12 protein-coding genes and 2 rRNA genes (1 of these 14 running past the window's edge) are annotated in these 14,645 nt (G+C 58.2%); 2 read left to right on the forward strand and 12 right to left on the reverse strand.

Going from position 1 to position 14,645, the window contains the following annotated elements; genetic code table 11:
* A complete protein-coding gene (locus AEP_RS09615; RefSeq protein ID WP_087495181.1) occupies positions 1 to 462 on the reverse strand; it encodes a MerR family transcriptional regulator in 462 nt (153 codons plus the stop codon).
* A gap of 162 nt (positions 463 to 624) precedes the next feature.
* On the opposite strand from AEP_RS09615, the gene AEP_RS09620 reads away from it, so the two are divergent.
* Entirely contained in the window at positions 625 to 1,836 is a 1,212-nt protein-coding gene (locus AEP_RS09620; RefSeq protein ID WP_087495182.1) for an MFS transporter, read from the forward strand.
* A 5-nt stretch (positions 1,837 to 1,841) separates the two neighbouring features.
* Here AEP_RS09620 and AEP_RS09625 read toward each other — a convergent pair whose 3' ends face one another.
* The 8 genes from AEP_RS09625 to AEP_RS09660 form a co-directional block, all read right to left on the reverse strand.
* Positions 1,842 to 2,813, reverse strand: a complete 972-nt coding sequence (locus AEP_RS09625) for a M48 family metallopeptidase (protein WP_087495183.1) — start codon at positions 2,811 to 2,813, stop codon at positions 1,842 to 1,844.
* 13 nt (positions 2,814 to 2,826) lie between these two features.
* Positions 2,827 to 3,570, reverse strand: a complete 744-nt coding sequence (locus AEP_RS09630; RefSeq protein WP_087497271.1) for a lysophospholipid acyltransferase family protein — start codon at positions 3,568 to 3,570, stop codon at positions 2,827 to 2,829.
* A 53-nt stretch (positions 3,571 to 3,623) separates the two neighbouring features.
* On the reverse strand, positions 3,624 to 4,172 hold the full coding sequence (gene gmhB / locus AEP_RS09635) for a D-glycero-beta-D-manno-heptose 1,7-bisphosphate 7-phosphatase (protein WP_087495184.1): 549 nt from the start codon (positions 4,170 to 4,172) through the stop codon (positions 3,624 to 3,626).
* A 14-nt stretch (positions 4,173 to 4,186) separates the two neighbouring features.
* Positions 4,187 to 6,331, reverse strand: a complete 2,145-nt coding sequence (gene glyS / locus AEP_RS09640; protein WP_087495185.1) for a glycine--tRNA ligase subunit beta — start codon at positions 6,329 to 6,331, stop codon at positions 4,187 to 4,189.
* A 20-nt stretch (positions 6,332 to 6,351) separates the two neighbouring features.
* A complete protein-coding gene (gene glyQ, locus AEP_RS09645; protein WP_087495186.1) occupies positions 6,352 to 7,257 on the reverse strand; it encodes a glycine--tRNA ligase subunit alpha in 906 nt (301 codons plus the stop codon).
* Positions 7,258 to 7,374: 117 nt separating this feature from the next.
* Positions 7,375 to 8,937 (reverse strand): apolipoprotein N-acyltransferase, encoded by a 1,563-nt coding sequence (gene lnt, locus AEP_RS09650; RefSeq protein WP_087495187.1) that lies wholly within the window; start codon positions 8,935 to 8,937, stop codon positions 7,375 to 7,377.
* Positions 8,937 to 9,812, reverse strand: a complete 876-nt coding sequence (locus AEP_RS09655) for an HlyC/CorC family transporter (RefSeq protein WP_087495188.1) — start codon at positions 9,810 to 9,812, stop codon at positions 8,937 to 8,939. Before AEP_RS09655 ends, lnt begins: the two co-directional genes overlap by 1 nt.
* An 85-nt stretch (positions 9,813 to 9,897) precedes the next feature.
* Entirely contained in the window at positions 9,898 to 10,632 is a 735-nt protein-coding gene (locus AEP_RS09660) for a GNAT family N-acetyltransferase (RefSeq protein ID WP_087495189.1), read from the reverse strand.
* 61 nt (positions 10,633 to 10,693) lie between these two features.
* Here AEP_RS09660 and AEP_RS09665 point away from each other — a divergent pair, with 61 nt between their 5' ends.
* Positions 10,694 to 11,401: an FFLEELY motif protein gene (locus AEP_RS09665; protein ID WP_157673121.1), complete on the forward strand. Its 708-nt coding sequence runs from the start codon at positions 10,694 to 10,696 to the stop codon at positions 11,399 to 11,401.
* Between the two features lie 94 nt (positions 11,402 to 11,495).
* On the opposite strand, the gene ltrA is transcribed toward AEP_RS09665, so the two are convergent.
* The 3 genes from ltrA to AEP_RS09680 all read right to left on the reverse strand — a co-directional run.
* Positions 11,496 to 12,752: a group II intron reverse transcriptase/maturase gene (ltrA, locus tag AEP_RS09670; RefSeq protein ID WP_335583050.1), complete on the reverse strand. Its 1,257-nt coding sequence runs from the start codon at positions 12,750 to 12,752 to the stop codon at positions 11,496 to 11,498.
* Between the two features lie 621 nt (positions 12,753 to 13,373).
* Positions 13,374 to 13,486, reverse strand: a 5S ribosomal RNA gene (gene rrf / locus AEP_RS09675).
* Positions 13,487 to 13,639: 153 nt separating this feature from the next.
* Positions 13,640 to 14,645, reverse strand: a 23S ribosomal RNA gene (locus tag AEP_RS09680); it runs 1,870 nt beyond the window's last position.

Below are 14,645 nucleotides of genomic sequence, written 5' to 3' on the forward strand. Positions count from 1 at the left end.
TCAGGCCGTCTTCTTGCCGGCCGCTTTGGCGGCTGGCTTGGCGGTCGGGGTCTTTGCGGCTGGTTTGCTGATCTTGAGTTCACTCTTGGCGAGCAAGGCTTTGGCCTCACGCTGGTGTACCTTGATCTCGTCTAGGTTGGCTTGCAGGTCGGCCATTTGCTCTTCCACCTGCTTGCGGTGAGCGGCCAACACGTCCAGAAACTTCTGGAGCTGGGCACCGGTGTCGCGGGGGCTGTCGTACATCTCAATGATGTCTTTGGCCTCCGTCAGGCTCAGGCCCAGGCGTTTGGCCCGCAAGGTGAGCTTGAGGCGGGTACGATCACGCCCGCTGTACACCCGGTTGCGACCGCCGGGGCCGGTACGCTCCGGCTGCAAAAGCCCCAAGTCTTCGTAGAAGCGGATGGCACGGGTGGTCAGGTCAAACTCTTTGGCCAGATCGCTGATGCTGTAGGTGGTGCTCATGGTTCGTTCGTGGCGGGTAGGGACTTTGCACTGCCGCGCAAAGTTGACGTTTACGTAAACGTCAATTATGAATCAAAAGAAAAGCGGGTTACTAAACCAGAACGCCGCTCTCCGCCCCCGCTCGCGGGCTCCAGAGTGCTCACGGCGCGCTAGAGTGCAACCATGGCGCGCACCCACCACCTCAGTTTCTACGGCTCCCTGTTGCTTTCCCGTTTGGCCGACCAGGTCTTGTTGTTTCTGGTGCCGCTGGTGGTGTACCAGCAGACGGGCAGCGCCTCGTGGACCGGCATTGCTTTTTTTGTAGAAACGCTCACCCGCTTTGTCGCCTTCCCCATTTGCGGGGTGTTGAGCGACCGGCATCCCCCCATGCGCCTGCTGCGCCAAAGCCAGGCATTGCGCGCACTGAGCTGCATAGCCGGGCTGGCGGCAGGCTTTGCGCTGGAGGGCCAGCCCGCTCTGGTCGCGCTGGTGTTGGTGTCCGCTGCCTGCGGCGTGTTCACCACCCAGGGGGTGATGGCGCGGGAGGTTCTATTGCCCCACATCTTTCCCGGCGAACGATTTGAGCGCGTGCTGGCCCATGCGCAGATCGCCGACCAGCTCGGCATGGTGGCCGGGCCCGTGGTCGCCGCCGCTGCTCTTGCTGTATGGCCATGGCAAGGGGTGCTGGGTTGCAGCGCTTTGCTCTTCATCGTGGCCGATGCCGGGCTCGCTTGGTGGCAGCGTCATCACACGGGTGATTTACCGCAAGGCCGAAATGCGTCAGGCGAAAGCTGGTGGGTACCCCTGCACATAGCGCTGCAGCACATCGCCCGCTTGCCTGGCCTCAAACCGCTGATCGCACTGGCGGCAGGCGTCAACCTCGTGGTGGGCGTGACCCAAGCCACCGCAGCTGCCATGGTCACAGGCCTACTGGGCCAGAGCGATGCACGCTATGCGCAGCTGCAGACTGCGGGCGCGGTAGTCACGGTACTGGTGCTGGCGTGGGTGGCGCGTGTGCATTGGCGCGGCCATGCGCTAGGGGTGTGGTCTTACACCCTGCTGCTCGTGGGCGGGCTGATGACGGCATGGGCCGTGCACCCGCTGGTCTATGCACTGGGTTTCTTGCTGGTAATCGGGTTTGACAAGATGTTCAGCGTCTACATCCGCGCCGGCCGCCAGCGCATCATTCCCTCGCAGGACTTCGGCAAAACCAGTGGCGTGGTCGTGCTGCTCAACAACCTCACCCAACCCCTTGCCGGACTGGCGGTGGGGGTGGGCGCACAAGGTGCGGATGCGCGGGGCGTCATCACCGTACTCGTCTTGGGAATGGCGCTGATGGGCGGAGGGGTGGTCTGGTGGGGTCGCAATAACGCAGATCACCCCCAAGCCGGCTAGCCCGCTCACCACTTCGGGATCGCCGGGTCCTTGAGGCTGTGGCGGAGCTCGGCATAGTCGGGCACCACGGTACGGACCGTGTCCCAGAAGCGGGGGCTGTGGTCCATCACCCGCAAATGGCTCAGCTCATGGGCGACCACATAGTCCACGATCTCCTGCCGGAAGTGAATAAGCCGCCAGTTCAGTCGGATCGAGCCATCGCTTTTGGCACTGCCCCATCGTGTGCCGGCGTTGCTCAGGCTCAGTTTCTTCCATTGCACCTGCAACAGGGGGGCGAAATGGTCCAGCCGTTGCACAAACAAGGCCTTGGCCTGACGCATGAGCCAGGCTTGCACGGCATCCCGGATTTGCGTCGGACTGGCTGTTTGGGGCAAGGCCACACGCAGCTGGCGCACACCGTCTGCATCGGGCACCTCATCCAGCGCGGCCCCTTTGGCACTGAAGCCGTGGGCTGCGTCCAGGGCAATGCGTACGGTGTCGCCCAGAAAAGGAAACTCGGCCCCCTGCGCCCATTCCACCTGCGCATGCTCCTGGCGCGTGACGCGCTCCCGGGTTTCATGCAGCTTGCGCAAAATCCAGCCTGCTTTTTCTTGCAAGGCAGCATCCACCTCGTACAGAGGCGTCCAGCGTGGCGCACGCACGGCCAGACCGTCAGGACCGACCACAAAGCCGATGGTGCGCCTCTTGCCGCGGGCAAAGGCGTAGCGCACCACGGCACCGTCCAAGCGCACTTCACGGGTGGCTTGCGGGTGGCTGTAGCTCACCGGGGCAATGGCCTGCGGCAGCGGCTGGCCCGGCTCAAACGGGCCAGCGGGTGGGGTTGGAACGGAAGCAACCGGCACCACCGGCGCCACCCCTTTGCTGGATGGCAAGCGTTTTTTTGCTACTTTTTTAGGAGCTGCTCGCGCAATATCTACGGGCGCTGGAGCCTCAAAAGGTTCAAAAAGATCCTGCGTAAAGCGCAGCAGCGGATGCATGGCGCGCGTCGTCTCAGCCCTTGGCGGGGTAGGCCTCGGGGTCCAGGCGGCGCATTTCCGCTTCGATCCAGGTTTGCACCTCGGTCATCAGCTCTTTGGGGTCGCGGCCTTCGCTGGGGATGGGCTTGCCGATAGACACTTCCACCACACCCGGCGTCTTGATGAAGGCTTTGCGCGGCCAGCATTTGGCGCTGGTCACGGCCACCGGAATCACCGGGGCGCCGGTCGCCACGGCGAGGCGGGTGCCGCCCAATTTGTAGGTGCCGGTCTGGCCACGGGGAATGCGCGTGCCCTCAGGGAACATGATCACCCAAATACCTTGGGCCAACAGGCGTTTGCCCTGCTCCACCACTTTGCTGAACGATTCCGCACGCTGGCTACGGTCAATGTGGATCATGTCCAGGCGCCCCATGGCCCAGCCGAAAAACGGCACATAGAGCAGTTCTTTTTTGAACACATACGCCAGCGGGTGGGGCATGAGCGTAGGCATCAAAAAGGTCTCGAAGGTGGACTGGTGCTTGACCAGCAGAATCGCCGGTGCGGTATCACCGGTCGGCAGGTTCTCCCAGCCGATCACGTGGGTGCGAATGCCCAGCAGCACGCGCGCACCACCGATGGCCCAACTGAGCCAGCGCACCGCCATCCACCACAGCGGTTTGCTGCGCACTCGGATGGAGGCGACCAGCATGATGATTCCCCAGGGAATCACGGTCACCAGCATCCACAGCATGTGCAGGCAGGAGCGCAGCACCGCCATGAACCAGTTGGGGCGCTTTTGGGTGGGGACGGCGGTGTAGGGGGGCATGCCGCTCATGGCCGGGCTACCAGGTAATCGGCAAATGCCATCAGGTCGTCATGAACGACCGTACCGGGCGGGTAGTTGTCCGGCAAGGGCCGGCCGCGCAGGGATGCCGCTTTGCCGGTAAGCACAAGATGCGGCTCGCAACCTACCGCAGCGCCGGCAATCAGGTCCCGCGGCGAGTCCCCGGTGCAGGGCATGCCCTTCAGGTCGATGCCAAAGCGCTCGCCAATCTGCTCGAACAAGCCCGGTTCGGGCTTGCGGCAGCGGCATTGGTCATCCGGCGCATGGGGGCAGTAAAAGATGGCATCGACCTTGCCGCCGACTGCGGCGAGCATGGAGTGCATCTTGGCGTGCATGGCGTTGAGGGACACCACGTCGAACAGGCCTCGCCCCAAGCCGCTCTGGTTGGTCGCTACCACTACGTGCCATCCGGCATGGTTGAGCTTGGCAATGGCTTCCAGCGCGCCGGGCAAAGGGCGCCATTCGTTAGGAGACTTCACGAACTCCGCACTGTCTTCGTTGATGGTGCCGTCGCGGTCGAGAATGCAGAGTTTCATGGGAAGGCTTCAGGTCAAGCTGCCAATTTGGACAAATCAGCCACGCGGTTCATGGCGACATGCAGGCTTTTGAGCAAGCCCAAACGGTTCAGGCGCAGGTCCATCTGCTCGGCGTTGACCATCACATCTTCAAAGAAGGCGTCCACCGGCGCGCGCAAGGCGGCCAGCGACTGGAGCGAAGCGGTGTAGTCACCTGCCTGCCATTGGCTTTGGGCCTGGGGCAGCACGGTTTGCATGGCTGCGAACAGCGCCTTTTCGGCCGCCTCTTGCAATAGCACTTCGCTCACGTGTGCGTCAACATCGTCCGTCTTTTTGAGGATGTTGCTGATGCGCTTGTTGGCGGCAGCTAAGGCTGGCGCTTCAGGAAGTGCGGCGAACACCTTTACAGCTTGAATACGAGGAACGATGTCATGTAACGGTGGACGCGTGGATACGACAGCATCGACGACCTCCAGACGATAAAGACCATTGGCGACCAAACGGTTTTGGTAACGATCGTAGATAAACTCACTTAGCCCGGACACTGTGTCGGACGACAGAAGCTCGGGTGGAAACTGTTGCTGAGCGAAATCAAGCAACTCAGCCAAGTGAAGGCGCATTTGCCCCACATCTAAAAACGTCGCTAACCCAAGCAGTTCGAAACGATTCCCCAACGTTAGCGCGTGTCGACGCAACGCAAAGGGATCTTTCTCGCCAGTGGGCTTTAGTCCAATTCCCCATATGCCGACCAACGTTTCGACGCGATCTGCAATGTCCAATGCGAATGAAACGAGATTGACTGCCGCAGTATGGTCACGCTGCAAAAGATATTGGTCTTCAATTGCCTCAGCTACAGACTCATCCTCACCATCGTGCCGTGCGTAATAGCCGCCCATCACACCCTGAAGTTCAGGGAATTCACCAACCATGTCTGTCAACAAGTCTGCTTTTGCAAGGACCGCGGCACGGTCTGCTAACGCAGGCTCGGCGCCAATTCGCTCCGCCACCCACTTGGCGATCGCGCGCACGCGCTCCATGCGTTCGCCTTGGGTGCCGAGCTTGTTGTGATACACGACCTTGCCCAAACCGTCCACACGGGAAGCGAGCGTTTTTTTGCGGTCCTGGTCGAAGAAGAATTTGGCATCGGCCAAGCGGGGGCGCACCACGCGTTCATTGCCGCCGATGACGAAACTGGCATCGTCGGGCTTGATGTTGGACACCACCAAAAACTTGTTGGTGAGCTTGCCGGCAGCGTCGAGCAACGGGAAGTACTTTTGGTTGGCCTTCATGGTGAGAATCAGGCATTCCTGCGGCACTTCGAGGAACTGGGCTTCGAACTCACAAATCAGCACGTTCGGGCGCTCGACCAGTGCGGTTACTTCGTCCAGCAGGGCGTCATCTTCAATGGGTTTGCATCCACCGCCCACCTGGGCTGCTGCAGCATCCAGCTGGCGAACGATTTCTGCGCGGCGTTCCGCAAAGCTGGCGATCACGGCTCCGTCTTTGGCCAGCGTAGCCGCATAAGCATCGGCATCCGCAATCACGACGGGTGACACTGCCGCCTCAAAGCGGTGGCCTTCAGTGCGTTTGCCGGATTGCAGGCCCAGCGCTTGCACCGGCACCACGTCGCTGCCGTGCAATGCCACCAGGCCGTGCGCAGGGCGCACGAAGCTCACGCTAGTCCAGCCGGGCAGTTCACAACCGCTTTGCAGCTGGTAGCTCATGACCTTGGGGATGGGCAGCTTGGCGATGGTCTCCAGCAGGGCCTTCTGCAGGCCATCCCCAAGAGTGGCACCCTTGACCATGCTGTCATAGAACAAAGCTTCAGCCTTGCCATCCATGGCGCGTTTGAGAGCTGGCACGGCGCTGGCATCCGCGCCCAGGGCTTGCAGCTTTTTGAGCAATGCGGGGGTGGCGTTGCCGGATGCGTCCAGGCCCACAGCCACGGGCATCAGCTTTTGCGAGACCGCTTTGTCTGCAGCTTGGGGGGCGACCGCAGCCACGTGCACAGCCAAACGACGGGGCGATGCGAAGTGCGTCACGGCCGCATCTGCTGCCACCAAGCCCTGGGCCTTGAGGGAGTCCGCCAGCACCGTGGCAAACGCTTCGCCCAACTTCTTCAATGCCTTGGGGGGCAGCTCTTCTACAAACAGTTCTACCAGAAGGTTTTTTGTTGTCATGTCTTAGTTTCTCCGTGCGCTTACGCGGCCTTCTTGGGCATCTGTTCAATCCACTCGCGCGGCGCCATGGGGAAGCCCAAGCGCTCCCGGCTCTCGTAGTAAGCCTGCGCCACACTGCGCGCCAGATTGCGGATGCGGCCGATGTAGGCGGCCCGTTCCGTCACGCTGATGGCGCCCCGGGCATCCAGAAGGTTGAAGCTGTGGGCGCATTTCAGTACTTGCTCGTAGGCGGGCAGTGCAAGCTGCTGCTCCATCAGGTATTTGGCCTGCTTCTCGTGCGCGTTGAAGGCGGTGAACAGGAAGTCAGCGTCGCTGTGCTCGAAGTTGTAAGTGGACTGCTCCACTTCGTTCTGGTGATACACGTCACCGTACTTCATGGTTTCTGTCCACTGCAGGTTGTAGACGTTGTCCACGCCTTGCAAGTACATGGCCAAGCGCTCAAGGCCGTAGGTAATCTCGCCAGTGGCGGGTTTGCAGTCGATGCCGCCAACCTGCTGGAAGTAGGTGAACTGGGTGACTTCCATGCCGTTGAGCCAGACTTCCCAGCCCAGGCCCCAAGCACCCAGCGTGGGGTTTTCCCAGTCATCTTCCACGAAGCGGATGTCATTCTTTTTCAAATCGAAGCCCAGCGCTTCCAGGCTGCCCAAATACAGCTCCAAGATGTTGGCCGGTGCGGGCTTCAAGACCACTTGGTATTGGTAATAGTGCTGCAAGCGGTTGGGGTTCTCGCCGTAGCGGCCATCTTTGGGGCGGCGGCTGGGTTGCACGTAAGCGGCCTTCCAAGGCTCGGGGCCGATGGCGCGCAAAAAGGTGGCTGTGTGCGAAGTGCCTGCACCCACTTCCATGTCATAAGGCTGCAGGAGTGCACAACCCTGGCGGTCCCAGTAGTCCTGAAGGCGAAGAATGATTTGCTGAAAAGTAAGCATGGTGTGAGTGCAATCTCCGGCCTTGGCCGGTGCAGGGCAAGCTGCGTTCAAGTAAACCTCGCATTTTACGGGGGTGGACGTGGTTCTGCCGCCACGCACCGCCGCTTGCGGCCAGCTTTAGCGAGGCTTGCGTTTGTAGAAGGCGACAGCCACGATCACCAAGGCCACGATCCAGAGTGGCCAGAGCCCGAAACGTGAGGCCCACCACGCAAACGGCGTCAAACCGGTGCGGCCTTGCACCTGCCCATGGAGCACACCGCGGGTCAATGGGGGCAGCATGTCAATCACTTTGCCCTCATGTGACAGGAATGCAGTGGCGCCTGTATTGGTGGCACGCACAAAGGGTCGCTGAAATTCCAAGGCTCGCACCCGGGAGATGGTGAGATGCTGCTGCAGAGCGACCGTGTTGTTGAACCAACCGAGGTTGCTCACGTTCGCAAAGATGGTGGGGGACGTGGCGGTTTCCGTAAACCGCGTGGCCAGCTCTTCACCGTAGAGGTCCTCGTAGCAGATGTTTGGTGCGACGCGTTCACCGCGTACAGGCAATGAAGCCTGCCCCAAGGGTCCACGGTTGAAATCGCCCAGCGGAATATTCATGAGCTGGGTGAACCACTTGAACAGTGGAGGGATGAACTCTCCAAAAGGCACCAAGTGATGCTTGTCGTATTGCCACACCTTTTGCTCACTTGGCGTCAAGCCGATGACCGAGTTGGTGTATCCGGTTTTGAAACTACCCAAAGGGATGCCGATGAGCGCTGACTGGGTGCCCTGCATGAATCGGGTGGTCAACGCATCCCAATAGCCATCTGGCAATTGCTGTGGCAGCAAGGGAATTGCGGTTTCAGGCGCGATGACCAGATCGCCTGTGCTTTGGTTCAGCACATTGCGATACCACTGCAAGGCCAGTGGCACGCCACTCCCGGTTTCAAACTTCTCATCCTGCGGAATATTGCCTTGCAGAAGTGTCACTTGCAGAGTGCTGGTGGCCTCAGTGTACCCATTCCAGCCAGCGGGCAATACGGAGGGGATGCATAGCAATGCGCTGAGCGCGACGGCAGGCCCCCACCGGCGCTGAGTCCAAGCTATGGCCAAGACTGCGGCCCACATAGCAGCCAAACCTGATACGCCGTAGCTCCCTATCCAAGGCAAGTACGCGGCAAGTGGCCCATCCACATGGGCATAGCCTATAGCGCCCCAGCCGAAGCCCGTGAGCCATGTTCCGCGTGCCATTTCGGCCATCAACCAGAGTGCGGCAAATGCGCCTATGGCCAAAGTGTTATGTACCGGGAACCACTTGCGCCACAGCCATATTGCTATTGCGTAGTAGGCTCCCAAAGCCGCTGCCAATGCGATGACGGCAATGACGGCCAGCAGTGCCGGCAAGCCACCGTAAGTGTGCATGGCAACAAACAGCCACCAGAAGGTGGTGGATAACCACGTGGTAGCGAATGCCCATGTATATCGCGCTGCACTGGCGGGTGTATTTAGTCTGGCAACTGCCACCACAAATGCCGCCATGGAGACCGTCTGCAACCACCAGATGGTTTGGCCTTGCAGTATTACAGCATCAAATGGCCAACCCGCGCCGATAGATTGTGCGGCAGCAGCTATAAAAACAATAGCAATGATAGGCAACGACGCCACTTCATTGCGTCGCGCTCCTGCCGACTTGCGGTCCATCAGCCAGGTAGTGCGTTATCGGGGGTGTACGACACCTTGAACCACTTCACGGCACCTCCTTTGGTGTGGAGCACCAGGAAGTCGAGCCCACACAAGCTGTGACGTTCACCCCGCTTGGGAACATGGCCCATCTCATGGGCAATGAGGCCTCCGATGGTGTCAAAAGTGTCATCAGGATCAGAAGCCTCCATGGTGACCGTAAAGGCTTCATTGATTCGCTCAAGCGGTGTGTCGCCGCTCACACGATAAGTCTTATCCGCTAGGGCAAAAATGTCGCCTTCGTCTTCTGCGATATCGAATTCGTCCTCGATTTCGCCCACGATCTGTTCCAAGACGTCTTCAATGGTGATCAAGCCAGCTACCCGGCCGAATTCATCGATCACGATCGCCAAGTGGTTGCGATTGCCCCTGAAGTCGCGCAGCAAGTCGTTCAAGCCCTTTGACTCTGGCACGAATACAGCCGGCCGCAGCAAGGCCCTGATGTTGAGCTCTGGAGCACGCTGAAGTTTCAGCAAATCTTTGGCCATCAGGATGCCGATGATGTTTTCTCGCTCGCCATCGAACACGGGAAATCGGGAGTGTGCCGTGTCAATCACGGCATGCATCAAGATATCCGGAGCGGACTGGATATCCAGCAAGTCCATGCGTGTCGCAGGTACCATCACATCACCAGCGGTCATGTCCGCCATCCGGATCACGCCTTCGAGCATCACCCGCGATTCCGCACCGATGATGTTGTTGCCCTCTGCCTCGGCGAGTGTTTCGATCAACTCCGCGGTGGAATCGGGGCCAGGATGGATGAACTCAGCGAGCTTCTGGAGAAATGTGCGCTTGTCTTCTTTTTCAAAGTTTCGCGCAGGATGCGGGTCTGACACTAGATGTGTGCCCTTGAGGGCAGTGATTGCGAAGCCCCAAGGATAGCGGATTTGTATTTCACTCCGTTAGTGCACTGAGACCTGACTACGGTGAGCACGCTTTCGTTGCGGAGGTTGCGCTTTTTCGTAGAGATTGAAACCCTGCGATAAGGCCACAGAAAATTCTTGTCTGCGCCTTTGCGCCATATTGCATATTGGCCCAGCTCTCCTCAAGGAGTTCACTGAGACGCGACTCCAGATCCGGGCGTGGCAGCTTGAGATAGGCTTCTGATTCGGGGCCATACCGGTGAACCGTGGCCCCACGTTTACGAGCAATGGCCAACATCGCCGCGTTTTCAGCCAGCGCCTGGATTTGCAGAACATCCACGCCTTCATTACGGGCATGTAAAGCCGCTCGTTCATAGAGGCGGCCACCAATCCCTTTCCCACGTGCTGATGGACTGACTGAAACCCCAAAATCTCCGACGATCAACCCATCAGCGTCCATGTAGGTTGCCAAATGCGCCATCCCAACGATCTCAAGACGGTTATTGAACACGCCGAACACGGCATCGTTGACATAATCCAGTCGCTCAACGTAATTCGCAATCTGCTGGTCACTGGCGGTATAGCCGAACCGGAGATACCTGTCTTGTGGCTCCAACGCTATCAGGTGACGCATCAAACGCGCCCGGTGATTGGGGCCTAAAGTTCTTATGTTGAGAAATTGCGCAACTCTCGCTGGACCTCGCACCGTTTGTATCGACGGTGAGTCTTGGAGGGCGGTCTTATTTGCACACATGGCGGAACTATAAGGGTTTTCCCTAGTCTCGTGTTGCATGGGGCCTCTAATCGCTAAGAGCACTACCAAATGTGCACACAGTATTCCTACACTTCGGCTGATGAATTCACCACGAGGGAAACAAAAGATTAGAGAAGCATTGGCGCAAGTAGAGGTACTTAGGCTGCAAAGCCGCAGTTCGCCCGCTGTTTCGCGCGCATTGAGTTTGGTGAAAGCGTATCAATGCCGCAGATTCGAGGCAACGTATCAAGATTTGCTCGCTTCAGAAACTTATGGTCCAGCTTGCCGCTTCTTCCTAGACGAGCTTTATAGTCCAAAAGACTTCAGCCAACGAGATGCCGAATTCTCAAAGATCGCAGGTGCAGTGGAGCGTCTCTTCCCAAGGTCTATCGTTGATATCGCAGTGGCTCTGGCAGACCTCCATGCAATTACGGAAGAATTGGACGCCGCAATGGCTGCTTCAATTTCAAGCAACTTGGATTGCGTTCTAGTGGACACTCGCCTTGACAATAGTCTGTATCAACAAGCGTGGCAAGATGTCGGACGGACCAGAGATCGGAAGTCCCAGTTAGAGCGTGTCATTCAACTGGGAAGCAAATTAGGCAAAGTAACCAGATTACCTGGGATAAAGCTAACGCTCCGTGCAATGCGCCGCCCTGCTGCGGCTGCAAATCTTTCCACATTGCAACAGTTTCTCGAAGAAGGTTTTGAAACCTTTGCAAATATGGCTCGAGAACAATACGCCCTAGAGGACTTCCTGGAAATCATCAACAAACGCGAAAGCGAGTGGATGAACCAGCTGAGTTAAGGTCTGACTTTGGAAAGCGAAGAATCGAGTAGGGTGAGGGGTTACCCCCTCAGCCCTCTCACACCACCGTACGTGCGGTTCCGCATACGGCGGTTCAAGTAGGACGCTGGAGGTGCTGGTGGGTTGCCACCAGCGAGACCAGCCCGAGTTGCGTGAAGTATTTCGTCGGGAGAGCTTGGCGCAGGTGTTTGGCACCGGCGTTCCACCATGGACCATGGCCATTGACGCTGGACTTCCATGCCCGCTGGGCATCGAGCCCGAGTGCGAGCATTTTGGATTCCCGCGTCTTTGTCCTTTTCCATTGCCTCCACATCAGGGCGCGTAGCCGTCTACGTACCCACATATCCAGTGCTTCGATGGGCTTGTGGCTCTGGGTCAGGCTGAAGTAGTTCATCCATCCCCGTAAAACCGGATTTAGCTTTTCGATGGTCTGGGGCAGTGGCCTGCCCCGTCCCTGTGCACAGTATGTGCGCACGGCGTGCATCAGGCGTTGCGTGCTTTCCTTGGCTATTCGGATTTTGCTGGCTCGTTGTGCTGTCACGCTGTATCCCAGAAACTTGCGTTTCCATGGCCGCTCAACCGCACTTTTGGTCTCGTTCACAGTGAGCTTGAGCCGGTTTGCAAGAAACCTCTTTATGCCCTCCATGATGCGTTGGCCCGCCCGCTGACTGCTCACGTAGATGTTGCAGTCATCCGCATACCTGCAAAACAGCAGCTTGCGTGCCTCTAGCTCCCGGTCTAAATCAGTCAACAGGATGTTGGACAGTAGTGGTGACAGGGGGCCGCCTTGCGGTGTACCCTCGTACCGTGGTGTCTCTACCCCGTTGGCCATCATCCCGGCCTCCAGAAACCTGCGTATCAGGCTCAGGACGGTTTTGTCCTGTACCTGGCGTGCCACCCGCGCCATCAGCACGTCGTGGTTGACACGGTCGAAGAATTTCTCCAGGTCCATGTCCACCACCCAGCGCTTGCCGCCACGGATGTACTCTGCCGCTTTGCTTACCGCCTGCTTCGCACTTTTCCCCGGTCTGAAGCCGTAGCTGCTTTGCGAGAAGGTAGGTTCAAACAGGGGTTGCATCGCCTGATGTAGCGCCTGCTGAATCAGCCTGTCCACCACCGTGGGCACTCCGAGCGTGCGTACCCCGCCTTGCGGCTTGGGTATGTCCACCCGACGTACCGCTTGGGGGCGGTAGGTTCCATCCAGTAACGACTTCTTTACTTGCGACCAGTTCACTTTGAGCCACGTCTTGAGGTCTTCACAGCGCATTCCGTCAATGCCGGGTGCGCCGCGATTCTTCATGACTCGGCTGTAAGCGAGCTGCATGTTGTCGCGATCCACGACTCGGCTCATGAGCCGGTCTCTCTCCGATTTCGGTTGCTCGACGTACGCCGTACCCACCTCAGCACCCACGTGCGCACTCCCCAGATTCCGTCCGGTTCCTTCGCTGTGGGCCCCTCTTGCGAGGGCTTCTGCTTCATCGATTGGCATCGAGTGACTTCGTTCCTACTCTCGTTTCCACTTGTTCGGGCCTTCGGTGCCGCCTCTTGTGGCTCATCACCTTGGGTTGCACCTACTATGCCCTCTGCTGACTTCTGAGCGAGCCTCCCGTCACCTTTCGATGGCCGGTAGCCCTTACGGGCACCACACTCAGATCTCTCCGGGTATTACGCACCCACTTTCACGCTTATGTCCGTCGGATCTACGCCACAGAGTTCCGTGCAAGTTTTGGGCTTCAGAGATTTCGGACTCCTTACCCCCCTGTGGCGCCTCATATCCGCTTCCTGTTCGTCGAACCAGCGCTTTGCCATCCGGCTTCCTTCAGACTCGCAGTCGCCCGCGAAGCCCTTGCCATTGGCTAACCCTTCCCCTTGCAGGGCGAGTAGAGGTCTTTCACCTCCTAGTGAGAGCGTCCTGCCGGACGCACCGAAAAAAAACCCTACCGGATCCGGTAGGGTTTTTTCGACTGTAATAGCCTGACGATGTCCTACTTTCACACGGGGATCCGCACTATCATCGGCGCTGACTCGTTTCACTGTCCTGTTCGGGATGGGAAGGAGTGGTACCAAGTCGCTATGGTCGTCAGGCATAACTTGTTGTCACCCAGACTCAAGGTCTGGGCAACCAATTTATAGAGCTAATCAGCTTGTCTTTTACGACGCCATCTCGCTGTGAGATGGTCATTTGAATGCGTCAACTTGGCATAACTTCCTTGAAGCACTTGCGTGCATCAAAGTTATAGGGTCAAGCCGCACGAGCAATTAGTATCGGTTAGCTTAACGCATTACTGCGCTTCCACACCCGACCTATCAACGTCCTGGTCTTGAACGACTCTTCAGGGGGCTCAAGGCCCCGGCAGATCTCATCTTGAAACGAGTTTCCCGCTTAGATGCTTTCAGCGGTTATCTCTTCCACACTTAGCTACTCGGCAATGCCACTGGCGTGACAACCGATACACCAGAGGTGTGTCCACTCCGGTCCTCTCGTACTAGGAGCAGGCTTCCTCAAATCTGCAGCGCCCACGGAAGATAGGGACCAAACTGTCTCACGACGTTTTAAACCCAGCTCACGTACCTCTTTAAATGGCGAACAGCCATACCCTTGGGACCGGCTACAGCCCCAGGATGAGATGAGCCGACATCGAGGTGCCAAACACCGCCGTCGATATGAACTCTTGGGCGGTATCAGCCTGTTATCCCCAGAGTACCTTTTATCCGTTGAGCGATGGCCCTTCCATACAGAACCACCGGATCACTATGTCCTGCTTTCGCATCTGCTCGACTTGTCAGTCTCGCAGTTAAGCACGCTTATGCCATTGCACTATCATCACGATGTCCGACCGTAACTAGCGTACCTTCGAACTCCTCCGTTACGCTTTGGGAGGAGACCGCCCCAGTCAAACTGCCTACCATGCACTGTCCCCGATCCAGATAATGGACCTAGGTTAGAACCTCAAACACACCAGGGTGGTATTTCAACGTTGGCTCCATAAGATCTAGCGACCCTACTTCAAAGCCTCCCACCTATCCTACACAGATCTGTTCAAAGTCCAATACAAAGCTACAGTAAAGGTTCATGGGGTCTTTCCGTCTTTCCGCGGGGAGATTGCATCATCACAAACATTTCAACTTCGCTGAGTCTCGGGAGGAGACAGTGTGGCCATCGTTACGCCATTCGTGCAGGTCGGAACTTACCCGACAAGGAATTTCGCTACCTTAGGACCGTTATAGTTACGGCCGCCGTTTA

The organism is Curvibacter sp. AEP1-3, assembly GCF_002163715.1.
In the GTDB taxonomy this organism is placed as follows: Bacteria; Pseudomonadota; Gammaproteobacteria; order Burkholderiales; family Burkholderiaceae_C; genus Allorhodoferax.